Consider the following 25,021-nt stretch of genomic DNA (forward strand, 5'->3'; position numbering starts at 1 on the left):
TAATGTAAAATAAATGAATAATTTAGAAATGAAATACAATTATCTTAATCGATGCATGATATGCTCTAGAAAGGGAGATAGGATTGAAGTTGGATTTGGAAGAGTTGAATGTGGATTCCTTGATTCAGATGCTTAAGGCATCATTTTCATTTGAGAATTGGGATGCCATGATTGAAATTGCAGACAAGCTACACGAACAAATTTCCATCATATATGAAAACAATAGTAACCTCATAAGAGGTACTAAACTGAAGCGGAGTATCCCCTATTATTTTGGATATAGCTCATGCGCAAAAGGTATAGCACTACAAAAGTCCGGTAAGTATGACGAGGCAAAACTATGTATTCAGAAGTATGCTGACCTGGGCTGGATAGTAGGTTTAGATGAAGAGGCCATTTATGAAGTCGAATATTACCGCAATATAGCAAAAGCCAATTCATACGTTATCGATCTGCTGGAAGGCAAAATGGGAGTGCTACATAAATACGTTGAGTTTATTAGAAAAAGTGATGATGAAGAATTATTGCCGGGACTCATTACCATCTTAGAATCTTCGATAATACATGATTATTCCGTTGATTGGATTCTGAAGGAATTCAAAATCAATGTTGATGACATAGGAGAACATGAGACTATTGTGAATATCAAATACCATGAGGATTACATTTATTTGCTGGCGATGTATTACTATAAACAAGAGAATATGTACGATACAATCAACACTATTCTAGAAATCTTGTTATTAAGCATCAAGCTAGACGATGATACAGGCTTCAAAAAATCAGCAGCGCTCTTTGAACTCCTTAGAGACCACGCCGATCAATCACAACTCAAAGTGCATCACAATATCATGAAAACAATAATCGAAAAAGAGTTTACCAGGTCCTTCAGCTCGCGAATCGAGTTCAGCAAAATACACAGTTAAGCATCACGGAGATCGTTGATTGGATTATAAAGTTGGTTATAAAAAAGGAGTGGTTCTCCGGTTAATGGGGGGAATCACTCCTTTAGGGTGTATTGGTCCCGGTCCATACGGTGCATTCTGCGGGATTTATACCGTAGATTTCGCCACATTCGCTCGATCAGCTGCATTCTGCGGGATTTATACCGTTCATTTCACCGTATTCGCCCGATCCGGTACATTCTACGGGATTTATACCGTTTATTTCACCGTATTCGCCCGATCCGGTACATTCTACGGGATTTATACCGCTCATTTCGCCACATTCGCTCGATCAGCTGCATTCTGCGGGATTTATCCCGTTTATTTCACCGTATATGCTCGATCTGGTGACATTCGCTCGATCCGCCATATTCTAGGGCATTTACGCCTCTCTTTTCCCCACATTCGCTCGATTCGCCACATTCTAGGGCATTTTTGCCTCTCTTTTCCCTGCATTCGCTCGATCCGCCACATTCTAAGGCATTTATGCCTCTCTTTTCACCACCTTCACTCGATCAGCTACATTCTGCGGGATTTATACTGTAGATTTCTCCGTATTCGCTCGATCAGCTGCATTCTGCGGGATTTATACCGTTCATTTCACCGTATTCGCCCGATCCGGTACATTCTACGGGATTTATACCGCTCATTTCGCCACCTTCACTCGATCCGGTACATTCTGCGGGATTTATACTGTAGATTTCTCCGTATTCGCTCGATCAGCTGCATTCTGCGGGATTTATACCGTTCTTTTCGCCACATTCGCTCGATCAGCTGCATTCTGCGGGATTTATCCCGTTCATTTCGCCACATCCGCTCGATCAGCTGCATTCTGCGGGATTTATCCTGTTCATTTCTCCACATCTGCTCCATCCGCTGCATTCTAAAGCATTTATCCCGTAGATTTCTCCGTATTCACCCAATCAGCTGCATTCTGCGGGATTTATACCGTTCTTTTCGCCACTTCCACTCCAGCCGGCCTTTCTGCCCGCCCCACAACATGGTGTTGAACCCCCTCAAAATTCGTCGCTCAGTTGACGAACACCGGTTATTCGTCATGTGTTTAGTTTAACTTTCGTCCTTCTCATTTTACATAAGATTCTTTTCACACTTTGTTTGGATTTTTTAAAATCATACAAAAAAAAGCCCCGATTGATTGCCTCGGGACTTTTTTCGCTTTATTTTCTTCTATAATAAAACAAATCTACTTAACTGCCTAGCTTTCACTTTAAATAGTTGTCTAATGTTCTCCGTACCGCTCCTGGACCTGCCATCATTTCCTGGAACATAAGCTCAATCTTATCGCCAAGACCAATCTCGTACAACGGAACCCCAAAAAGTCGCTCATCTTCAAGAATGGGGCGCACACTTGCGGTTTGGTCTCCAAGTGAAACTCCTTGCAGGTAACCTTGCAGTGTTTCTAGTAACGGATCTGAACTCAATGTGAAGACCTCTCCAGCATCATTCACTCCAAGTAAGTAACGACACCATACAGCAATAGCCAGTGGAATCGCCGTTAGCTGCGCTGGATCGAGATCCTCCCGTCGAATATAGGATTTAATAGTTTCACCAAACCGTATACCTACCTTCTGCGAAGTGTCTGTAGCAATCCGCTGCGGAGTATCGGGGATAAATGGATTGGCAAAACGCTCCGTAAGGACTTCGTCCAGGAACTGCTTTGGACTGAGAATCCCCGGATCCACTACGACGGGCAGACCTTCTTTGTAACCGATTATCTCCACAAACCTCCGCAAAGTATCGTCCTTCATCTCATCCGCGATCAAGGTGTAGCCAAGCAGACAACCGGAAACAGCAAGCGCCGTATGCAGCGGATTAAGGCAGGTCGTTACTTTCATCGTCTCCACCTTGTTGACTGTCTCCCGGTCCGTAAAAATAATTCCGGCTTCCTCTAGTGGTGGACGTCCGTTCGTAAAGTTATCCTCCACTACAAGATATTCGCTGATCTCAGCATTTACGAAAGGAGCGGTATATGTGTTTTTGGAGGTAATGATCACATCCATATCACCAATTCCCTGTTCCAGAAGCGCTGCCTGTACACTCTCCGAAGGACGTGGTGTGATTTTATCGATCATGGACAATGGAAAGGTTATTACTCGTTCATCTTCCAGATAACGCACGAAGTCTTCTATAACAAGTCCTCTTTGGGCCCATTCCTTAGCGATGGACACAACACCGTTCTTCAGCTTGTCGCCATTGTGTGAGCAGTTGTCCATGCTGACAAAGGTCATCGGATATTGGCCTTTCAGATATCTTCGATAAGCAAGCGAAGCTACAATGCTCATGACATGAACAGGATGCTCCGGTCCGCTCACAATATCCTTTTCCACAATGCCAAAATATTTATCGTGCGGATCCGTCAACGAGTATCCCTTCTCCGTGATGGTGAAGCTGGCCATTTGCAGGCTGGGATTCTCGAACACCTCGATCAATCTACGGTACTCCGCTTCTCGGTTTTTGTCCGCTGCGATTCCCTCCACAATACTGCTGACTACTCTTTTCTGAAAATCACCACGAGCATTCATCAGCACTAAAAGGGTCAGATTGTCGTAGGGCTTGTAGACTTTATCAATCATTTCGAAATCAAAGGTTTCCACCGCAATAATACCTGTATCCGACTTTCTGCTATCCAGCAGCTTCTGATGAGCATTTGCCACGAATCCCCTGAAAATATTACCTGCACCGAAATGAATCCATTCCGGTTTAAGCTGTGTATTGTTTGCTACCTGCTCATAGTCGAACTGTGGAAGCTCCACTCCAGCAGCTTTCCATGCTTTTTCCCCTTGGATACTGCTTCTGGTCAGATGCAGCATTTATTTTGCCTCCTTGACATTATCCAAGCTATCCCAAACACCAAGCAAATACATGATGCCCATAGCTCTATCATACAAGCCATAACCCGGTCGGCAGTTCTTCTCTTCCCCCCACAGATGCCGCCCGTGATCCGGACGCACATAACCAATGTATCCGTTCTCATGATAGGCTTTGACCACCTCGGCCACATCAACGCTTCCGTCACGCCCACGGTGCGACACCTCAATGAAATCACCGTTCTCAAATACCTTCACATTGCGGATATGGGCAAAATGAATACGATCATGGAACTCGCGGATCATCGCTGGCAGATCGTTATCCGGATTCGTGCCGAGTGACCCTGTGCAGAACGTCAAACCGTTGTACGGGCTGTCCACCAAATCCAGAAAGCGGCGGATCATATCCCGATTGCGGATAATACGCGGCAGTCCAAAGATCGGCCAAGCCGGATCATCCGGATGGATAGCCATCTTGATGTCCACTTCCTCGCATACTGGAATAATGCGTTCCAGGAAATACTGGAGGTTGTCGAACAGTTTATCTTCCGTCACATCCGCATAAGCCGCAAACAGCTCATCCAGCTTTGCCAGCCGCTCCGGCTCCCAGCCCGGCATCGTGAACTTTCCAGCTCCTTTCAGAATCCGGTCCACCATCTCACGCGGATTATCGGTAATGGCAGCCTTTTCATAAAAGAGAGCATTCGAGCCATCAGGCAACTCTTTATACAGCTCTGTGCGGGTCCAATCGAAAACAGGCATAAAATTATAGCAGATCACCTTAACGCCAACCTTGGCGAGTTTACGAATGGTGTCGATATAAATATCGATATATTTATCACGGGTCGGCAAGCCGATTTTGATATCATCATGAACGTTGACGCTTTCTACTACAGCCGTGCTGAAACCCTTGCTGGTGATTTGATCCGCCACTTCTTGGATCCGTTCCATTTCCCACACTTCTCCGGCTACTTTCTCATGCAAAGACCAGACAATCCCCATAACACCCGGAATCTGCCGAATATGATCCAGCGTGATATTGTCATTGCCCTCGCCATACCATCTCCACGTCATGTTCATTGATAAACCCTCCTGTGAATTCGTTTTCATCTATCTTGTATACAAGATTTACTTGATCATAGAATAAGAACAATTCTTTGTCAATCACAATTTGATCAGGAATTTTATCCTGAAATCAAGGAATATCCACCCTATTTTCATCCCAATGATTTTAATGAAAGAACTTATCATGTATACTAGTACTGTATCTGTCATTAACAATTGAAAGCAGGAACAGAAATGTCAATTAAAGCTGAAATTCTAAACACACTGAAGCAAGAAATCCTCACGCTGGCGTTAAATCCAGGCACCATTCTGAGTGAAACAGCCTTGTCTGAGCGGTTTCAGATTTCACGTACGCCGTTGCGTGATGTTCTCAAACAGCTTGCACTGGAATCTTATACCGATATCTATCCGAAAAAAGGTAATATTGTCTCCTTTATTGATCTTGAATCTGTTGAACAAATCACATACTTGCGTTGCACACTGGAAAAGGAGATCCTCAAGGATCTTTCTGCACAGCTTTTACTACCAGGAGTGCACGAGCTTAAAGAAATTCTTAAGAAACAGAAAGAGATCATCGGGCAGGAGAATGCTGTAGATTCTTTCCTTAATTTAGACGACGAGTTTCACCGGGCCTTGTACAGGCTTGCTGGACGTGAGTATCTGTGGACTCTGATCCAGCAGTCGAATGTACATTATCTCAGGTACCGCAGACTGCACATGCTTAAGACCGACAAGCTGGAAGAAATCTGGAACGAACACCAATCCATTCTTGAGCTTATGGTGCAAAAAGAAACCGCCAAAATCGGCCCGCTAATCCACCACCATCTCCGGGAAGATATTCATTCACTGGATTTTCAGGAGAATTTCTCGGAATATTTAAAGACATAGTCAGCTAAAAAGCGGCTTACTGCCTTAAAACAAACAAAGAGACATCGTATGGAATTCTCCGTGATGTCTCTCGTTCAATTTACATTAACGTTCTCTAAATCCAATTATCTCTTAATCCGATACAGAATGACTCTCTTTTTGAGCCAGCCAATCAATATGGCATCCATGAAACCCATACCGCCACGATTGATTTCCCCATATTTAGAGTTTCCGTGTTTCCTCGCTTGATGGGTTACCGTAACTTCAATAACTGAAAAGCCGTTCATCTTAGCCACCGTGGGCAAAAAGCGGTGCATTCCATTATATAAATAGAAACTGTCAGCTACCTCCCTTTTGAAGAGCTTCATAGGACAGCCTATATCATAAATTGAACCTCCAATAATCCAATTACGGATTTTTTTCGCGAAACCTGAAGAAACTTTCTTAAACCACGTATCTTTATGATCTGCCCATTTTCCATTTACAAAATCTCTTTTCTTGATGAAAGGCATTAATCTAAAGATGTTCCGTGGATCTGTCTGTAGCGCTGCATCCATAAGGGCGATCAGTTCGCCCTGGGAATTTTTTATCCCCGCCCAAATGGCTGCCGTTTGCCCGTAGTTTTTTTCAAAATGAATGACCTTTACCGCTTGATCCATCTGTGCGATTTCATTTAACAGCACGGCACTACGATCCCTACTTCCATCATTCACCAGTACGATTTCGTAATGCTCAATTCTCCCTCTTAATGCTTCAGTAATACTTAAGTAAAGATCGTATATATTTTCCTCTTCATTATAAATAGGTACGACCACGGAAAGGTGAGTCATCGAGCAACACCTCACTATCCACTTATTTTAGGAGTTCAGTAGAGAGGTTGGTTTTAGGATCCCTCACTAGTCTTAATTGTTTTTTCTCAACCGCCTTCATCACTTCCTCACCTTCTACATCCAGGTTAGGAAGCAAGCGATCGAGCCACTTCGGCAAATACCACGCTGATTTTCCCAGCAAAGTCATTACACCGGGAACGATGAGCATCCGGACAACAAAAGCATCGAACAAAACCCCAAAGAGAAGTGCAAAGCTCATCACCCTGATGTTCGGATCTTCTGCCAGCATGAATCCCGTGAAAACAGAGATCATGATCAGTCCTGCAGCTGTAACTACCCCGCCGCTGTGACGGATACCGGCCAGAACGGACTTTTTGGCATCCCCGCTTTTCTTAAATTCTTCTCGCATTCTACTGACGAGGAAAACTTCGTAGTCCATGGCAAGTCCGAACAAAATGCCGACGACCATGATTGGGAGAAAATTGAGTATGGGAGCTTGCCCATTAAAATGGAACACATTTTGCAAATGTCCATCCTGTATGACGAAGGTAATGAAGCCTAATGTAGCCCCCAAAGAAAGAATAAATCCCAGGACCGCTTTGATGGGAACCAGGATGGACCGGAATACCATCACTAGAAGAACAAAAGCCAAGCCAACGATGATGATACAGAATTCAGGCAGCGCCTCGTTCAGCTTCTGAGAGATATCGATATTTACGGCTGTGCTCCCGGTTACTTTCAGTTTCACATGATTTTGACTCTCGATTTCTGCTGCTTGACTGCGAATTTGTTTAACCAGATCTACCGTTTTATTATCTGCAGGACCGGTAGCCGGAATCACATGAATCAAAGAAATCTTTCCGGAAGGACCAGGAACAGCAGAAGCAATCGTACCAATGTTAGGATAGGTTTTAAGTTGTTCCAGCGCCCCAGACAGATTGGCTGCAGCATCTTGTCCACCATCAGTTTCGGCTAGGATAACGAGCGGACTATGATACCCAACACCGTATGCCTCTGTCATCAGATCATATGCCCGCCGCTCAGTTAATTCCGGCGATTTTTGCGCATCATCCATGGTGCCTGTCTCCATGTTGAAGAAAGGTATTGCAATAGTGCCCAGCAATGCTACACCAAGGATCACAGCCAACCATGGGCGCCCGGTAACAAAACTCCCCCATAAATTACCTCGAGTCTCGTTCTTTTTGTTGCGGATTGAACCTTTGGAACTTTTTTTCGATTTGGCTTTGATTAAGCCTCCCATCGCTTCGAGGATAGCAGGAACCATAAAAATAGCGATGAGAACAGCCACGAAAATGCAAAGCGCAGCGGCTAAACCCATTGCGGTAAGAAAAGGAATACCAATCACCGACATTCCCGTAAGACCGATAATAACCGTTATGCCTGCAAAGACAACCGCACTCCCTGCCGTGCCGTTCGCAATCGCAATTGCTTCTTTTCTCTCATAACCTTCGGCAAGCTGTTGCCGATATCTTGAGATAATAAACAACGCGTAATCGATCCCCACTGCCAGACCAATCATGCTAGCCAGGGATAGAGCAAAAGAAGGGGTGTCGAAGAAATTCGAGCCGATGATGATCAACATCACACCGGTACCAAGGCCAATGACTGCCGTAAGAATCGGTAAGATCCCCGTCAGAACGGATCCAAAAGCAACGGTGAGAACAAGAAGCGCAATGAGCACACCTATCCCTTCTGTAACGCCGCCGATCTCCATTTTCACATAACCAGAGCCCGTTAATTCGGCCTGAAGGCCGGCATCACGCAAAACACCTGCCACATCAAGCACACGTTCCTTTGATGTTTCTGTAACATCACTACCTGGAGTATTGTATGAGATGGTGGCATAGCCAATTTTGCCATCTGCACTTACCGAATGATTGTCATAAGGACTTACTACTGCTGTGACCGCCGGATCCTTAGCCACTTCCTCTAACTGTGCACCAATTAATTGCTTAGTTGTGTCTGAGGATAAGGTTTCATCCGTTAGTGATTTCATCACCAACTGAATTTTGCCGCTGTTATCCACCATGGAGGGAAATTCCTGATACATCTGTTCCATCGTTTTTATGGACTCCAGTCCAGGGATAGTAGTTCCCTCATGAAGCTTAGGCCCCATCGAAAGAGCTACGATTGCTGAGATCAGCAGGATGGCAATGCTTCCTAGAATGACTTTAATGCGGTTGCTCGCCGACCAGAACCCAAGCCGGTACAATAATTTGGCCATTTCAGTATCGTCTCCCCTATACTAATGTTTTTCTCTATGTCTTTATCTTATAGAAGAGAAGTCTTGCTAACATCGTCCAAAGGGGCGGACACGCTCTGCCCTTTCGGGCAGCCCATTAGTCCACAAAAAAACACGCGAAAGATTTCTTTCGCATGTTCAAAATTACATATGTAAAATCCCGCGTTCCAAAGCGGCCGCCACTGCCTGCGATCGCGAATCTACCCCTAGCTTGTTGTAAACATTCGTCAGATGAGCTTTTACAGTACGTTCTGAGATTCCCAAATCAAAGGCGATTTCTTTACTTTTGAAGCCCTGCGCTACACTTTGCAGAATTTGAGTTTCTTTATCGGATAACAAGGATACTTCTTTATGAATCGGAGCCGAAGCCCTCTGCTGCTCGCGAGCAGAAATCACTCTCTCCATGATTTCTGCTGAGAGCAAGGTTTCTCCTCTCATCGCCGATTCAATATTCCTGAACAAATTTTCCCGGTTCGTATCCTTTAATAAGTAACCTCTCGCACCCAAGGCCAGTCCATTAATCATTAATTCATCTTCGTTATAAGTCGTCAAAATAATAACTGGTACGGAGTTGTTCTTCTCCCTCAATACCTTCATGGCTTCCAGTCCGCTCATGACCGGCATATTCAAATCCATCAGGATCACATCCGGTCGCACTTCATCTATAAGGGTTATAGCTTCCTGCCCATTTACCGCTTCTCCAACAATTTGAAACTGTTCATCCGTCTCCAGGATCAGCTTCAAGCCTTCCCGAACAACAAAATGATCATCTACGATCAGAATTTTCACTTGCGTCATGTAGGGTCTCCCTCACTAAATGATGTCTCAACCTGAATGCTTGTTCCAGCCGAACTGCTATGCACTTTCAATTCTCCTCCAATCAGCCTTACCCGCTCCTGAATCCCGAGTAAACCGTAATGTCCGGCATCCTTGCCGATGGCGTCTGTGTTAAATCCCAAACCATTGTCTCTGATTTCTATAAAAAGCCGCTCATTTTGATCGGACAGGGTGATCCACACCTTCTCAGCCCGGGCATGACGGGCGATATTGGTCAGACCTTCTTTTATAATGTGCAAACTATGTTCCATCATTACTCTAGACAAACGTCTGGTAAGCTTAAAATCCATGGTTACAACGATACCTGTAGCTTCACCAAAATGCTGTGTTTCATAATCGACCGCTTCCCTAAAATCAATCTCTGAAGCTGATTTTGCCCGCAAATTGTCAATTGCTTTACGAGCTTCAGCTAAGGTTGTGCGAGCCTGCTTCATAGACTGTCTGACAATTTCTTGAGAGCGCTCTGTGTTGCCCTTGGTCATATGAGCATCGGCGGCTTCGAGCTGCATAATTAATCCGGCCACTCCCTGCGCCAATGTATCATGCAGATCCCGAGCCATTCGCTGGCGTTCATTTGCCAATGTCAGCTCCTCTACCTTTTTATGGGCCTCTTTTAGATCATGCAAAAAATTCTGAATTCTGAGACGCTCGCGAACCTGTTGAAAAAACAATAATGTATACGCTAAAACGATCACAAGCATCAGAACAAATAATGGCATAAATACGATCAATTCATCGGTATCGCCCACGGTGAGCGACGAATCAAAAAACAAAATTATACTAATAAGGGCAACAAAAACGATTCTTTTTATCCGAAATGAAAAACCAAGGCTTTGGGCAATCAGAACCGGAAGCAATCCCATCAATACTGCTTGATACCCCTGTGGCATCAAAATCGCACAAAGGTAAATTAAAATTGCTTGTGCCGAAAAATAAAACCAAAATTGCTTATTAGTGATTCGATAGGAGTTCCAGTGCAGCAGAATATGGACCGTGAATAAGCCTGTAAATATCGAACTGGATAATATTTGAGGGTCCTTAAGAAACTGCAGCAATATAGTGCCAATATATACAATGGATACCCAGATCAAAAGCGGCAATCTGGACGCAAACAATTCATCGATGAACAATAGTCCGGCTTTTTTTTCTTTCACTTGGCTGACCCTCCTTCTCCTCTATTATAAAGATTTAACCTACATGTTGGTAATGTACGAAAGTACATGTACGTTTGGGCAATCGAGATCGCCTTGTCTTGTAGTGCCTTCCCGGATAAAACTTCGTTATAAGAAGAAGCACACACGATCTCTATTCCCTATTAAAAAAACAAAAAAACCTTGATTTCTCAAGGTTTTCGTAAAAAATGAACAAGAACTATAACCCCGCACTAATAGCTTAAATCTGCACCGTTAGAGGTTATGACCTTTTTGTACCAGTAAAAGCTGTCCTTACGCAGACGCAGCAGCGTTCCATTGCCTGCATCATCCTGATCAACATAAATGAAGCCGTACCGCTTGCGCATCTCCGAGGTGGAAGCCGAGATCAGATCAATACAGCCCCAGCTGGTGTAGCCCATCAGCTCCACGCCATCGGCAATGGCTTCCGCCATCTGCTCAATATGCTGGGCCAGATACTCTATCCGGTATGGATCACGGATCGTGCCATCCAGTTCGAGCACATCTGCAGCACCCAGACCATTCTCTACTACGAACAAAGGAAGCTGGTAGCGGTCATGCATCTCCTTGAGCACAAACCGCAGCCCCTTTGGATCGATCTGCCAGCCCCAATCGGAAGTTTTCAGGAAGGGATTCTTCAGCCCTGAGGACAGGTTACCTTCCGTGGTGGCCGTGATACTCTCATCTACACTGACTACTGAGGACATGTAATAACTAAAGGAAAGAAAATCCACAAGATTGTCCCGCAGCAAAGCTTCGTCTCCCGGCAACATGGTTATTGTCACTCCATGCTGCTCCAAATGCCGGCGGATATAAGAAGGATAATAGCCTCTAATCTGAACATCGGAGCAGAACATTGCCATTTGGTTCTCCGCTTGCGCTTTCAGTACATCACCGGGATGACAGGAATATGGGTAAAGCAGCTTGCGGGCCAGCATGCAGCCGATCTGGAACTGCGGATTGATCTCCCGGCCCCGCTTAATCGCAAGCGCACTGGCTACGAACTGGTGATGCAAAGCCTGAAAAGCAACCTGCTTCTCATTTGACTTGCCATCCAGAATAATCCCTGCGCCCAGAAACGGCGCTTTGAGCGTACAGTTGATTTCGTTGAAAGTCAGCCAATACTTCACCTTATCCCGGTAACGGGTGAACACAGTCTCCGCATAACGGACGAACAGTTCAACCAGTTCTCTGGATTCCCAGCCGTTGTATTTGGTGACTTGGTGCACCGGCATTTCATAATGGGAAATGGTGACCAGCGGCTCGATATTATATTTGCGCAACTCATCAAAAACATCGTCGTAGAATCGCAGTCCTGCCTCGTTAGGTACCTGCTCATCGCCATTCGGATAAATACGTGGCCAGGAGATGGACATACGGAATACCTTAAAACCCATCTCAGCGAACAAGGCGATATCTTCTTTGTAGCGGTGGTAGAAATCAATCCCTCTGCGTTTGGGGTAATTCCCCTGATTATCATCCTGTATGGCCTCTTCTAGCTGTGGACCGGACATGGACAATAGCTGTTCCAGGCTCTGCCGTTCCTTAGGAGGACAATATTTGACTACATCAGCAGTGGACAAACCCTTCCCGCCCTCATCATACGCGCCTTCGACCTGATTGGCGGCTACCGCACCGCCCCACAGGAAGTTTTCCGGAAATGGATAAGTCATCGGTTGAGCCTCCTTTTATTAATTGGCGGCAGCGGTTGCTACCGCTTTAGCTTCAGCCTGCTGTTCTTGCTCCAGCGCTTCGGCATCGGCTTTTTTAAAGAATGGATAGTAGATCATGAAGCTTGCACCAATCATAACCAGCTGGAACGCACTTACGCGCCAGCCCCCGTTCATCCAGCCATTGACCAGCACCGGAATGCCCAGCGGCACCTGAATCCCGTGCAGCACAGGAAGGATACCCAGAGTCGTCAGAAGAATCGCCAGACCACTACTCACCAGCGGAGTCAGGATAAACGGAATCATAAACCGAACATTCAGCACCAATGGCATCCCGAAAATCACCGGCTCATTGACACCGATCAGACTTGGAATAATTGCCAGTTTACCAAGTGTCTTATAACGTGTAGATTTGGCGAACAACATCGCAATAATGAGACCTAACGTTGCCCCCGCACCACCGATCAGTACATAAACCGGGAAGAACGGTGAACCAATGATATGCGTACCTTCTACACCTCTTTGGTAAGCGTCCAGATTCTCAAGTCCTAAAGCCACCCAAATCGGGCCGACAACGGAATAGACTACCAAGGTGCCGTGAACTCCAAAGAACCACAGCAGGTGAATTACGAAGATGCAGATCAGCATCGCCCACCAGGTACCCCCCAGACTAGTCAGTGGCAGTTGGATGATCGAGAAGACAAACTCGTGCATATTGCCATATTTCGTTGCGGCGAAAATCGCCGTCAGCACCAGCATCAGAACCGCTACGATAAAACCAGGCGTAAGCGCGGCAAAAGATTTCTCAACCGTGGGCGGAACACCCTTCGGCATTTTGATATAGAATTTCTTTTCCAATACAAAGGTATAGATCTTACCTACCAGCAGTGCCAGGATGATTGCCACGAACAATCCTTTGGCGCCCAACCAGGAGTAACCAAATGCTTTGGTCACACCGTCATCCAGCAGTCCTTTTGGTGTAACTAGCAAGAAACTCATCAGTGCCAAAATCCCTGCCGAAAAACCTTGCTGCTTATGTTGGGTAGCGAAATTGTAAGCGATGGAGAACACCGCGTAGAGTGCGATCAAATCAGTGGTTACGGTTGCCGGAATCGAAGTATAAGTTTTGAGTCCAGTGCTTTCCAGGAAATTCTGATAAGGATCAAGCTTGAGTGCATTAATCAGGGAAAAAATAGCGCCCAGAATCAAAATTGGCATCAAGGCCATCAGACCGTTGGAAATAGCGCTGATATAGGTGTTTTTTTGGATTTTCGTGCTGACTTTCTGGATCTTGGCTCTCCATTCTGCGCCGCCTGCCATGACTTAAGCCCCCTTCTCCATCAGTTCAAGTGCTGTAGCCAGCACCTTGTCCCCATCCATCATGCCATAGTCCATCATATCGATCGTAGTTACTGGAATGTTCGGATATTCTGCGGCCAGATCGCCTTCGGCGTGTCCCATTTGTGGTCCAAGCATAATGATGTCAAAAGGCTTTTGATCGGCAATGTCACTCTCCGCCACCGCATCAATAACCACTTCAACCCCTTGTGTCCGTGCCGATTCTTTCATCCGTTCCACTAACATACTGGTCGAGAATCCGCCTGCACAGGCGAGCAATATTTTTTTCATCTTAGTTCACCGATCCTTTCAATTCTAGTTCGAGCGCCTTGCGTTCTTTGATTTCTTCGATCAGTTCCACAGCCAGTTCTCTAACCGTCAGGGCATTCATCAAATGATCCTGCGCGTGAATCATCAGCAGCGTAATTTCTGTCTTTTCGCCCCGGCCTTCAGCCTGGATCAGCCCCGTTTGTACTTTATGTGCTTTGGTCAAGCTGGTCTTGGCGTTCTTAATCATCTCGCCCGCTTCTTCCAGGTTTCCGGCGCGCGCGGTTCTTACCGCTTTTAGGCTAAGGCTTCTTGCCTCTCCGCTGCTGGCAATAATCTGCATAATCGTTTGTTCATAATCCATGGGTTCTCCACTCCGTATCGTCATTTTTTATAGTAGGTTCTCTATCTCATTCATAAATTGCTCATAACTATTCGTGTTTAGCAGCCGGTTACGGCTGTCTTCCTTCTCCATTAGAACCAGTAGCAGCTTGCTGATCTCTTTGTGCAGGAACAACTGCCCCGGACCCAGATTGATCAGAAAAATCAATTGGACCGGCTTCCCCTCATAGATCAGCGGTTTCTTCAACACGGTTACACTGATACAGTCGCGGATCGCGCTCATCCGCATCGGATGCGGGCCGGCCACCCCATTTTTGTAAATGGTGGTGAATTTCTGCTCTCTGAGCAGCACTTGTTCAGGGAAATCGTCAGCTGCATAATGATTGCCCACGATCTCCCGGCAGCGCTGCTTTAACAGCTCCATGTAATCTTCGTCCGAACCAGACAGATGGAACAGCTCCCTGCGGAACAAATCCTTGAAATCCATCAGCTTGTAGGACGGTTCTGTACGATTAATCTGCAAAGACAATATTTCTTTGATCCGCTGAATCTCTTGATCATCCAGCAGCTGTTTGATATGGATCACCGGTTTTTCCTTAATCTCTGTTGCCAGCGGTACAGTAGAGAGAATCAGATCCACAGGCTTGCTGCTGATCTCCTCCACCTCCGTGATGGAGGCTGTGATCACCGACGCTTTGGGGAATACCGCTTCCAGCTTCAGCCGGATTAACTGAGCACTGCCCCCTCCCGTCGAGCAGATCACGGCAATCCGCTTGAACTTCTCCAGATTGCGCTGCTGCATCCGTTCCAGATGGGTGGCAAAATGCAACGCGACATACCCTGCCTCATCCCGCGACATCCGAAACCCGTACTGCTCCTCTACAATCTCAGCGAAGCGGAAGGAAATGACGAACACATTGGCATACTGGCTGTAAACATCCTCCACCAATGGGTTGCCGAGCTGAAGATTGTAATACAACCGGTTCAGCAGCGGGAACATATGCAATAGCAGTGCTTCGCGCAGCTCTTGATCTTGAGTGAATCCAGTAAGGAACTCGCGGTCCAAGCGCTCCAGAATAGCCGTGATTCCCTCCCGCAGATGCGATTTGGTCTCTTCCGACATCCGTTCCATAATGGTCTTGCCAGAAATGTGCAGCGCCAAATAATCAATCTCATCCGCCGGAAGCTTAATCTGGTATTGAGAGGAGATGAAATCTGCAATACTCCCGGCAATATCCTGATACAGCGGCTCAGGTGTTCCCTGCAAGGCTTGTCCAGCCACAATGAAATTGTGCTTGGAAACTCTGTAAAGAAGAATGAACAGATGGGTCAAGATATTATCCAGAAACACATCCGAGATCTTCAGTTCTTTTTCCTTGAGGATTTGCAGTAGAAATCCCTTAAGCTGCTCAGCATCAAAGTCCTGACTAAAAGCATGAAAATCCTCCGTATGCTGCAGCGTATGACCCGATTGCAAGATAAAGTAAGAAAAGGCTTTACGGAAGTCTTGCTCTTCCCCCTCGATTTTCATGCCATAATGAGCCCGACGTTTCAAGCTAAGCCGGAAAGCGGCAAGTCGCTGCTCTACTTCCTTCAGATCGGAAATAATAGTAGAACGGCTAACGCCGATTTCTTCCGCCATGTTATCCATAGACTGATAGCTATCGTTCTGCAAGAGATAGAATAGTAAATACTGCTGGCGTGATTGCTTATTATCGAGATCCACCTGATCCAGCTGCAGCATTCCTTTTTCCTGGTAGCTACTGAATTTGGCTTCATCGCCAATCTCCAGTAGATAACCCTGGCCGCGGATCATACGGATACCGAAACCATTCGCCTCTCCTGTTTTGTCGAGTGCACGGATCACGTCACGGAGAGTCCGTTCGGACAACCCCACTTCGGCAATCAGCTCACTCATGCGCACAGGACTCTTGCGGGTATATAAAATATTAACAATCGTATATTCTCTCACCTTAAATTCCCTCATTTGTGATACTAGTATCGGATGAAGCACTCAGCTGGTTATGAATACATCATACGTGGAAGCGTTATCTTCTGAACAGTTTGTATTCTGCTGTTTGGAACGGCAGAAACTGACGGATAGGTAAATAACGGATTAAATTCTTAGCATACATTATTTGTGGCCACAAATCAGGAGGAAATATACAACAAAGGGGAGAGTGCCGATTAATTTGAGTTCATCCTCTATAGATGTGATGTGAAAGAATCAAAAATCCCAAGGTCAGTGTAACTGACCTTGGGATTTTGATGGAAGAATTGATATAAGATAAGGAAAATTCTCATATTGCTTATTTGCTAATATCCCCCAAACTCAGGGAAAGGTCCCCTGTCTTTAGACATATTGCATCACGTGTCTTGTAAAATTCATGAAGAAAGTTTTGTTCATACGTATAACCGGCTTTCATCAGCATGCCCTCCTGATTGGGAGCTGCAATAAGTTGCACACTGGCAGGAAGGTTCTTAGTTGTTATGCCACATGGCAAAGCTAGGGCCGGGTAACCGACAATGTTAAAAACAGCGGTGAACCTATTCATACAATGAAATATATCTTCTATTTTTGAATCAATAAGCACTTCTTTAACCCCAATTTTCTGAGGCGTTTTTGGCAATGTCGGCGTGATCAGCAGATCAATAGATTCGAACATTTCATTAAAAGCAGCAAGATACTCATCCCGTCTAAACATGGACCCAATATACTGATAAGCAGGAAAACTCCCCATTTGCTCGATATAGACTTTTAGATCTTCTCCCAATAGTGCAATTTGAGATTTATTCGACATAACTTGCTTAAAAATATGTCCCGCCTCAGAGATGGCAATAGCTAGTGTAAGATCAAAAAAGTCAGAGATATCTGGAAGTTCAACTTCAACAATGTCACAACCTAAACTTTCGAATTGGGAGATGGCTGTGGTATAAAAGTTATAAAGCTCAGCATCCAATTGTTCATTAAAAAAGGAAGTTGGAACCCCTACTTTTACACCTCGAAGATCTTCAATCAGCTGGTCGGACAAGTTCTTAACATCCGAGAGCACGCCTGTTACAATAGCCATGTCCGTCATATTAGCTGCAATAGGTCCAACATGATCAAGCGTCCATGAAATATGTTTTGTCCCTTGTGGCGGAATAAGGTTTCTGGTAGGTTTCAAGCCAACAACGCCATTAGAAGCGGAAGGTCCTCTGACAGATCCCCCAGTGTCCGAACCTACAGATACAACTGATAATCCCGCTGCCACAGCAGCTGCCGAACCGCCGCTGGAGCCTCCAGCTACATGTTCTTTATTCCATGGATTTTTAACGGTTCCATAATGAGGATTCTCCGAGGTAACCCCAAATGCAAACTCATGCATGTTGTTTTTCCCGATGAGTACCACTTCTTCTTTGCGGAGGCGGCTGAAGGCAATAGAATCACGCTCAGGAATTCGATCCTGTTCAATTTTCGAGCCCGCTGTCGTTCGAATTCCATGTGTATCAATATTATCTTTAATAGAGACCGGAACTCCGAATAAGCTTCCAATCTTTCCACCACTCATCAATAATTTTTCCAAGCTTTTGGCTGTGCTAAGCGCCTCTTCCGCAGCAATAGTTATATAGGCATTCATTTCAGGATTAATTTCTTCAGCATATTTCAGATATTGCTTAGTAATTTCAACAGGGGAGATTTCTTTATTTAGATATCCGTTATGCAGGTCTTTTATATTCCAGCGTATCATTTATTCATCCTCCTTTTATTCAGCAATATCCCATTCATTCACATTATTCATCATGCCAATGGCCTTCGGTTCTCCCACGAGCACATTTTTAGAAACAGCATTAAATGTGTTCTGTTCATAAATGGTTACACTAGGCATATCCCGGACAAGAATCTGTTGGATTGTATAATAAATCTCTTTACGCTTAGCCGAGTCCGTCTCAGCAGCACCTTTTCTCAATAGGTCATCTATTTCAGGATTACTGTACTCACCAAAATTGTAGAGCGCACCAGAAGCGTAAGTACCACTGATATCCGGATCGATTGTAATCGTTGAGCCGAACATCGCAAGATCAAAATCATGCTCTACGCTGGCTTTGTTAGCAGCCGTTACAAAATCAAATTTATCCACTTTGACCTTTACACCAATATCCTTTAAGTTCTCAGCCAAAATGTCGGCAGCTTGTTCTCTCACTTTATTTCCGGTAGGCACAACTAGTGATAATGTTTGACTAAAATCATAGTTCGCCTCTTGCAAGAGCTGTTTAGCCTTATCAGGATCATAAGGTGTTAGTGTCAAACCGCTGTCAAAGTAAGGATGAATTGAAGTGTATGGAGCATCAATAACTTTGCCATAACCACGCAGCAGATTCTTCGTAATCAGTTCTCTATTAAATGCCAGCACAATAGCTTGACGAACGCGGGCATCTGAAATTCTTTTGGTATTCATGAATAAAGACTGAATGCTCAAAGGTTTACCAGTGACAACACGCACGTTATCCATCGCTTCGACAGTTGCATAATCTTCAGGAGCTATATTCCCTTTGCTTGGGTAATTCATATTCAGTTCACCGCTCTTGAGCTGGGCCACAATATTGGCGGAAGGTAATATTTTTATGAACAGCGAATCGATTTTGGGTGCACCCAGGAAATAATCCGGATTGGCCGCCAGTTCAAAATATTGATCCTTTGCATTCTCCTTAAGACTGAAGGCACCATAGGATACCGTTGGATTGATCATGTATGGATCTTTGTTAACCTCTGCAGGATTCACATCTTTCAAAATGTGCTCCGGTACCGCCCGAAGATTGATCCCGATTTTCTCCAGAAATAAATTGGTATCTACAGCATTTTTCATATGAAAAATAAGGGTATGATCATCCGATTTTTCAACAGCTTGATCAATAGAGGCCCCGGCCTCTAACTTCCCCTTGTCGTCCATACCCTGTAATAAATTAAAGCCTTGGCCGGACGCTGCAATAACATTTGGGTCTGCTATTAACTTGGCCGAAAAAAGCACATCATCAGCAGTCAATGCTTCACCATCAGTCCATTTGGCATTTTCCCTTAAGTTCACTGTGAAGTTTTGATGATCTGTGGTATTTACCTCTTCTGCAAGCATCATATCAAATGACAACTCTTCATTAGGCAATACAAGAGGAGGAAAGATAATATCGGCAATTAATGGATCATCCATTGAGTTAATCGGATTAGCACCGGCAATGGTATTGGTAATTCCAACAGTAATGATTTTTGAACCAGCACTCGTTGACTTAGCCCCACTCGTGTTCGTTCCAGTTTCACTATTTTGTGTATTGGCAGAAGTACCACAAGCAGATAATAATAAGACCATTGTTAAACCGATAAGTACTTTCGCTCTTTTCATTAGATGTCCCCCACAATAATCATTTTTTCTGTGATTCATACCAGTTCTGAATAATAGCTAGCGTAAGACGGGCGGTATTGACGACATTGGATACACTTACGTTCTCCTGGAACGTGTGGATTTGGCGAAATCCATTCCCAAGGGTAATGCACTTTAAACCAATCTCATTTAATGCATTGGTATCTGCTCCACCTAATGTTCTGGTGATATCAGGCACAACACCTATTTGAACCGCAGATGTAATAGCCGTTTTCGCAATAAAATCATCCTCTTCAATTTTGAAGCCTACATAACGGTCATCTATTGACACTTTAGCGTTACCACCGTGACTTTTTGCCACCTGTTCAACCGCCTCTTTCATGTGCTTCAGTTGCTCTGACAGATCCGTTCTATTAAATGAACGAACTTCCCCTATCATTTCTACAGTTCCGGGAACAATTGACGTCATATCACCCCCTTGCAAAATTCCAATGTTGGCATTCGTTTCGCTATTGATAATGCCCAGCTTCATCGCCTTTAGGCCATCAGCTGCGATCACCAAAGCATTAACAGCCTCTGGATTTAGTACAAAATGTCCGGATTGGGGTTCACCCGTTTCGATATCAAAGTGTATCCGCGTGCTGTTACCTCCCTGCAAGATAATTTGTCCAACATCACCGTTACAGTCAAAAATATACCCTTCCTTGCTTATTACTTTAGTGATATCTAAAGCATGTGCCCCTTTTAAACCTCTCTGCTCGCTCACAGTTAGGATTAACTCAATAGGACCACAAGATATTCCATTCTCTTGTATGGTATTAATAGCCTCAATATAACCAGCTATAGCACAACGATCATCTGCGCCAAGGATGGTTGTGCCATCCGAATAGATAACTCCGTCCTTGATCACAGGCTGCAATCCTTTTGTCGACCATACAGTATCCATATGAGCTGAGAAAAATAACGGCGGAATGGACGAATCCGTGCCCTCCCAGTAAGCGATAAGATTCCCGCATTCACCACCAATTTCTTTATGCGCCTCATCGATTTGAAAAGTAAAACCCTTCTGACCCAAAGCCTCAATCAAATAATCAGCCATTGGTTGTTCAAATTGGCTAGGCGCATCAACTTTGCAAATCTCAAAAAAGTCTTCAATTAAACGCTTCTCGTTCACACTAAAAATAGTACGACTCATCTCCATCTCTCCCTCTCACATCTCTTATTTTGCATTTCTTGGATCAAGGGCATCTCTAAGCCCATCTCCTATAAAATTCACAGCCAGCACAGTGAGCAATATAGTAATGCCCGGCGGCAACCAAAGCCATTGCTGATGCAGCAGAACACTAATCGATTGCGCATCCATGAGCATATTCCCCAAGCTGGCTGCGGGTGGTTGTATTCCCATGCCCAGAAAACTCAAAGCAGATTCTGTCATGATCGCTCCAGCGACACCAAAAGTCGCATTCACAATAATAGGGCCCAGCGCGTTCGGAATAACATGCCGGAATAATATCCTCGTAGGGCTTAATCCCAAAGCAACTCCCGCCTTGACAAAATCCCTTTCTTTCAGGGAAAGCACACTTCCTCTAGCGATTCTGGCTACCCCTGCCCAAGAAAACGCTGATAGGACAAAAATGATCGTGCCCATGTTTGGGGTAAGAATACTTACTGTAACAAGGATAATAATCAGTTGTGGGAAAGATAAGAAAACATCTGTAATTCTCATAATAACCATATCTACTTTGCCGCCAAGAAAACCCGCTATCGAACCCACAATAGTGCCAACCACTACAAAAATAGCTACAGAACAGACGCCAATTAATAGAGAGACCCGTGTTGCGTAGATTAAGCGGCTAAACACATCTCTCCCCAGTGAGTCCGTACCCAACCAATGATCCATAGACGGACCTTCATTAAAACTAGTGCTTAAAGCACTTTGGCTGTAAGGTGCTATGAATGGAGCGAGGAGAGCAATAAGCGCCATGACTACAAAAAAGCCAAATCCAACCACGGCCATGCGATGTTTACGAAAGATACGTAATGAATTCCGGAATACATTGTCAGGAACACTAATTGATACTTTTGCTACTTCTTCCACATGTCCAATTCCTCTCTAGTTATATTTAATTCGCGGGTCAACAACAGAGTATAGAATATCCGTTATTAAATTCGCCGCCAGCATAACGATCGCAGCTAGTATACTGATGCCCATAATGACCGGATAATCTCTGGACAGGATAGACTGAATGGTGAGTTGCCCTAGCCCCGGCCATTGAAATACCTGCTCAGTTACTGCCGCCCCGCCTAAAAGCTCACCTACTGATAACCCCACTAATGTAAGGATAGGAATAAGCCCATTACGCAAAGCATGCTTTCCAATCACAAAAAACTCTTTCAACCCTTTCGCACGAGCAGTACGCATATAATCTTGTCCAAGAATCTCAATCATGCTGGAGCGTACATACCGGGTCACCGTTGATGCAGTTCCGATAGATAGAATACAGGCAGGCAAGATTAAATGATTAATAATATCCCATGCTCCTCCGCTGTTCCCTAACGTTTTCATTCCTCCACTGGGCAGGAGATTGAGTTGTAGTGCAAAAATAAATATAGCTACTAAGCCTAAGAAAAAGGTTGGGATTGAGAAGCCCAAGAAGGAAAATCCGGTTGAACAGTAATCCACGATTGTATTACGTTTGATTGCACTGATAATACCAAGCGGTAATGCGATCAGTAGCCCGATGATTAGCGCACTTCCGGTCAAGAACAGCGTCGGTAAGATCCGCTCTCCAATCAGTTGAATCACCGGCTCATTGGTTTTTAGAGAATAACCGAGATTACCCTGAAATAATTGACCAAGCCATTTGAAATATTGAAGCCAGACAGGATCATTTAAGCCCATTTGATCTTTCAAGTTAGCAATATTCTCTGCAGAAAGCTGCGGACTGATATACATATCAGCGGGGCTCCCCGGAGCCATCTGGATAATAAAATAATTGATTAGAGTCACTCCAAATAGGACTGGAACCGAGATTAATAATCTGCGAATGATGTAATTTATCACAATAACCCTCCAAACTCCTCTACTTTTAAGCAGGCAACAGCATGTTCCCCACCTTTCAGCAGAGGTTCTTGTTGCGTACATTCCACAGATGCTATTGGACAACGAGTGTGAAAACGGCAGCCTTGGGGAGGGTTTACTTGACTCGGCACATCTCCCTGTATAATCACCCGTTCTTTTTTTCTCATTAATGGATCCGGAATGGGGTACGCTCCTAGCAATGCTTTCGTATACGGGTGTTTCGGATTTGCCATTAGCTCTTCTGTCTTCCCGGTCTCCACAATTTTTCCCATGTACATTACCGCAATTCGATCACTGATATATTTAACAGCACCCAAGCCATGACCTATAAAGAGATAGGAAAAGTGAAATTCTTGCTGTAAGTCCTTTAGTAAGTTCAGGATTTGAGATTGGATCGATACATCAAGTGCAGATACCGGCTCATCGCAAATAATCAACTTGGGGTTTACAGATAATGCCCTCGCCACGCCAATTCTTTGCCTCTGTCCCCCTGAAAATTCATGAGGGTAACGATTGATATAAGATTTAGACAACCCGACCATTTCCAGTAGCTGATTCACACGAAGCGAAGCTTTATCCGGTTCAACAAGACGATGCACTTTGATAGGCTCTTTTAAAATATCACCGATGGTCATTCTCGGGTTTAGGGAAGAGAACGGATCCTGAAAAACCATCTGCATCCCTGTACGGATGTTTCTCATCTGTTTTTGTGAATAGGAAGTAATGTCCTGTCCCTGAAAGTGGATACTTCCCTCCGTTAGCTGCTCCATACGAATGACCGATCGGCCAACGGTAGATTTGCCGCAGCCGGATTCCCCCACCAACCCAAGCGTTTCACCCTTATTGATCATAAAATCCACACCATCAACAGCCTTCACATGGCCAACAGTTTTTGATACAATTCCTTTTTTGATCGGATAATAAGTTTTTAATCCTTTTACGTCTATTAAAGGTTCCTCAGCGGCACTCTTATTCGTTGGCATCTGCATCTGTCTCCTTCATCATGGATTCCACCAACCAGCATCTGGCTTTTCGAGTGCCGATTTCATATAAAGGCGGTGCCTGTTGGCATTTGTCGTGTACTTTAGAACAACGCGATTGGAACCGGCAGCCGGTTGGCATCTCTTGGATTGAGGGTACAGAGCCTGGAATGGACTCCAATCTAGTTTCCCGTTGATTGTCTAAATGGGGGATGGACTGCATTAACCCCTGAGTATAGGGATGTAATGGGCTTGCGAATAATTGGTAGACATCAGCTTCTTCAACAACTTGTCCCGCATACATGACTATGACTTTATCCGCCATTTCAGCAACTACCCCTAAGTCATGAGTAATTAGAATAAGTGCAGCACCAGTTTGTTCCTTCATCCGATTCATTAGATCTAGGATTTGCGCTTGAATCGTCACATCCAAAGCCGTTGTGGGTTCATCTGCAACGATTAATTTCGGACTGCAACTTACCGCCATCGCGATCATTACCCGCTGGCGCATTCCTCCAGAAAGGGCATGTGGATAGTCTTTCATAATGGATTCAGCTCTCGAAATTCCTACTTCCTTAAGTGTTGCAATACAATGTTTCCGGGCTTCGGCAACAGACATTTTTAAATGATTTCTTACACCCTCGATCATCTGATTGCCTATCGTGAAAACCGGGTTCAGGGCCGTCATCGGCTCTTGAAAAACCATTGCTATTTCTTTTCCTCTCACTCTCTGCATTTTGCTTTCGGACATAGCTGCAAGATCACTATCTTCAAAAAATATATTTCCGTTTGTTATTTTCCCATTGTTACTGAGGAGCCTCATGATCGCCAACGAGGTCACGCTTTTTCCACAACCGGATTCACCGACAATCCCAACGGTTTCACCAGAATTAACATTGAAGTTGATTTTATCTACAGAGATAACCTCACCATGATCCGTATTAAAAGCCACTTGAAGATTTGATACTCTAAGAAGACTACTCATTGATTCTCTTCACTCCCCCTGTAATGCAATGAACAAATATACCATTTTGCGTTATATAACATAACACATTATATTATATATTTGTATATTAGCAGAATCATTTTTGCCTATCCAATACTTAAATCGTTGTTTGCATATACAAAAATCGTATAATCAACATAAAAATCTTATTCTAAAATATATTATGAGTGATATTA

Annotated in this window: 21 protein-coding genes; 2 read left to right on the forward strand and 19 right to left on the reverse strand. The window is 44.6% G+C overall.

Annotation, left to right across the window (positions count from 1 at the left end):
- Window positions 1-89 precede the first annotated feature (89 nt).
- Window positions 90-926, forward strand: a complete 837-nt coding sequence (locus NSQ55_RS22420; RefSeq protein WP_339169203.1) for a DNA-binding protein — start codon at window positions 90-92, stop codon at window positions 924-926.
- A gap of 678 nt (window positions 927-1,604) precedes the next feature.
- On the opposite strand, the gene NSQ55_RS22425 is transcribed toward NSQ55_RS22420, so the two are convergent.
- The 3 genes from NSQ55_RS22425 to uxuA form a co-directional block, all read right to left on the reverse strand.
- Window positions 1,605-1,817, reverse strand: coding sequence for a hypothetical protein (locus NSQ55_RS22425; RefSeq protein ID WP_339169206.1), 213 nt, complete (start codon window positions 1,815-1,817; stop codon window positions 1,605-1,607).
- 350 nt (window positions 1,818-2,167) lie between these two features.
- Window positions 2,168-3,775, reverse strand: a complete 1,608-nt coding sequence (locus NSQ55_RS22430) for a mannitol dehydrogenase family protein (RefSeq protein ID WP_339169208.1) — start codon at window positions 3,773-3,775, stop codon at window positions 2,168-2,170.
- Window positions 3,776-4,852, reverse strand: coding sequence for a mannonate dehydratase (gene uxuA / locus NSQ55_RS22435; RefSeq protein WP_076128893.1), 1,077 nt, complete (start codon window positions 4,850-4,852; stop codon window positions 3,776-3,778).
- A gap of 219 nt (window positions 4,853-5,071) precedes the next feature.
- Between uxuA and NSQ55_RS22440 the strand changes: the two genes are divergently transcribed.
- A complete protein-coding gene (locus NSQ55_RS22440; RefSeq protein WP_339169211.1) occupies window positions 5,072-5,725 on the forward strand; it encodes a GntR family transcriptional regulator in 654 nt (217 codons plus the stop codon).
- A 104-nt stretch (window positions 5,726-5,829) separates the two neighbouring features.
- On the opposite strand, the gene NSQ55_RS22445 is transcribed toward NSQ55_RS22440, so the two are convergent.
- The 16 genes from NSQ55_RS22445 to NSQ55_RS22520 all read right to left on the reverse strand — a co-directional run bounded on the left by NSQ55_RS22445 (window position 5,830) and on the right by NSQ55_RS22520 (window position 24,824).
- Entirely contained in the window at window positions 5,830-6,519 is a 690-nt protein-coding gene (locus tag NSQ55_RS22445; protein WP_339169213.1) for a glycosyltransferase family 2 protein, read from the reverse strand.
- A 37-nt stretch (window positions 6,520-6,556) separates the two neighbouring features.
- Complete coding sequence (locus NSQ55_RS22450) at window positions 6,557-8,779, reverse strand: MMPL family transporter (protein ID WP_339169214.1); 2,223 nt, start codon at window positions 8,777-8,779, stop codon at window positions 6,557-6,559.
- A gap of 162 nt (window positions 8,780-8,941) precedes the next feature.
- Entirely contained in the window at window positions 8,942-9,595 is a 654-nt protein-coding gene (locus NSQ55_RS22455) for a response regulator transcription factor (RefSeq protein ID WP_339169216.1), read from the reverse strand.
- Complete coding sequence (locus NSQ55_RS22460; RefSeq protein WP_339169218.1) at window positions 9,592-10,788, reverse strand: sensor histidine kinase; 1,197 nt, start codon at window positions 10,786-10,788, stop codon at window positions 9,592-9,594. The genes NSQ55_RS22455 and NSQ55_RS22460 overlap by 4 nt, the downstream gene beginning before the upstream one ends.
- 230 nt (window positions 10,789-11,018) lie before the next feature.
- Window positions 11,019-12,479 (reverse strand): 6-phospho-beta-glucosidase, encoded by a 1,461-nt coding sequence (gene ascB, locus NSQ55_RS22465; RefSeq protein WP_339169220.1) that lies wholly within the window; start codon window positions 12,477-12,479, stop codon window positions 11,019-11,021.
- Window positions 12,480-12,497: 18 nt separating this feature from the next.
- Window positions 12,498-13,796 (reverse strand): PTS transporter subunit EIIC, encoded by a 1,299-nt coding sequence (locus NSQ55_RS22470; RefSeq protein WP_076302552.1) that lies wholly within the window; start codon window positions 13,794-13,796, stop codon window positions 12,498-12,500.
- 3 nt (window positions 13,797-13,799) lie between these two features.
- Window positions 13,800-14,105 (reverse strand): PTS sugar transporter subunit IIB, encoded by a 306-nt coding sequence (locus tag NSQ55_RS22475; RefSeq protein ID WP_036683292.1) that lies wholly within the window; start codon window positions 14,103-14,105, stop codon window positions 13,800-13,802.
- Window position 14,106: 1 nt separating this feature from the next.
- Entirely contained in the window at window positions 14,107-14,445 is a 339-nt protein-coding gene (locus NSQ55_RS22480) for a PTS lactose/cellobiose transporter subunit IIA (protein WP_038572728.1), read from the reverse strand.
- Between the two features lie 27 nt (window positions 14,446-14,472).
- A complete protein-coding gene (locus NSQ55_RS22485) occupies window positions 14,473-16,395 on the reverse strand; it encodes a BglG family transcription antiterminator (RefSeq protein WP_076191835.1) in 1,923 nt (640 codons plus the stop codon).
- A gap of 337 nt (window positions 16,396-16,732) precedes the next feature.
- Entirely contained in the window at window positions 16,733-18,154 is a 1,422-nt protein-coding gene (locus NSQ55_RS22490; RefSeq protein WP_339169223.1) for an amidase, read from the reverse strand.
- 15 nt (window positions 18,155-18,169) lie between these two features.
- A complete protein-coding gene (locus tag NSQ55_RS22495; RefSeq protein ID WP_339169224.1) occupies window positions 18,170-19,798 on the reverse strand; it encodes an ABC transporter substrate-binding protein in 1,629 nt (542 codons plus the stop codon).
- Window positions 19,799-19,817: 19 nt separating this feature from the next.
- A complete protein-coding gene (locus tag NSQ55_RS22500) occupies window positions 19,818-20,972 on the reverse strand; it encodes a M20/M25/M40 family metallo-hydrolase (protein ID WP_339169226.1) in 1,155 nt (384 codons plus the stop codon).
- Window positions 20,973-20,996: 24 nt separating this feature from the next.
- The gene (opp4C, locus tag NSQ55_RS22505; protein ID WP_143761236.1) at window positions 20,997-21,875 is read right to left on the reverse strand and encodes an oligopeptide ABC transporter permease; all 879 of its coding nucleotides are present in this window, start codon (window positions 21,873-21,875) and stop codon (window positions 20,997-20,999) included.
- Between the two features lie 15 nt (window positions 21,876-21,890).
- A complete protein-coding gene (locus tag NSQ55_RS22510) occupies window positions 21,891-22,841 on the reverse strand; it encodes an ABC transporter permease (RefSeq protein WP_339169228.1) in 951 nt (316 codons plus the stop codon).
- Window positions 22,838-23,842 carry an oligopeptide/dipeptide ABC transporter ATP-binding protein gene (locus NSQ55_RS22515; protein ID WP_038572738.1) on the reverse strand — a complete coding sequence of 335 codons (1,005 nt, stop codon included), beginning with the start codon at window positions 23,840-23,842 and terminating at the stop codon, window positions 22,838-22,840. The genes NSQ55_RS22510 and NSQ55_RS22515 overlap by 4 nt, the downstream gene beginning before the upstream one ends.
- Window positions 23,829-24,824: an ABC transporter ATP-binding protein gene (locus tag NSQ55_RS22520; RefSeq protein ID WP_339169230.1), complete on the reverse strand. Its 996-nt coding sequence runs from the start codon at window positions 24,822-24,824 to the stop codon at window positions 23,829-23,831. Before NSQ55_RS22520 ends, NSQ55_RS22515 begins: the two co-directional genes overlap by 14 nt.
- Between the last annotated feature and the right edge of the window lie 197 nt (window positions 24,825-25,021).

The sequence above is a fragment of the Paenibacillus sp. FSL H7-0943 genome, from assembly GCF_037963265.1.
Lineage (GTDB): Bacteria > Bacillota > Bacilli > Paenibacillales > Paenibacillaceae > Paenibacillus_AQ > Paenibacillus_AQ odorifer.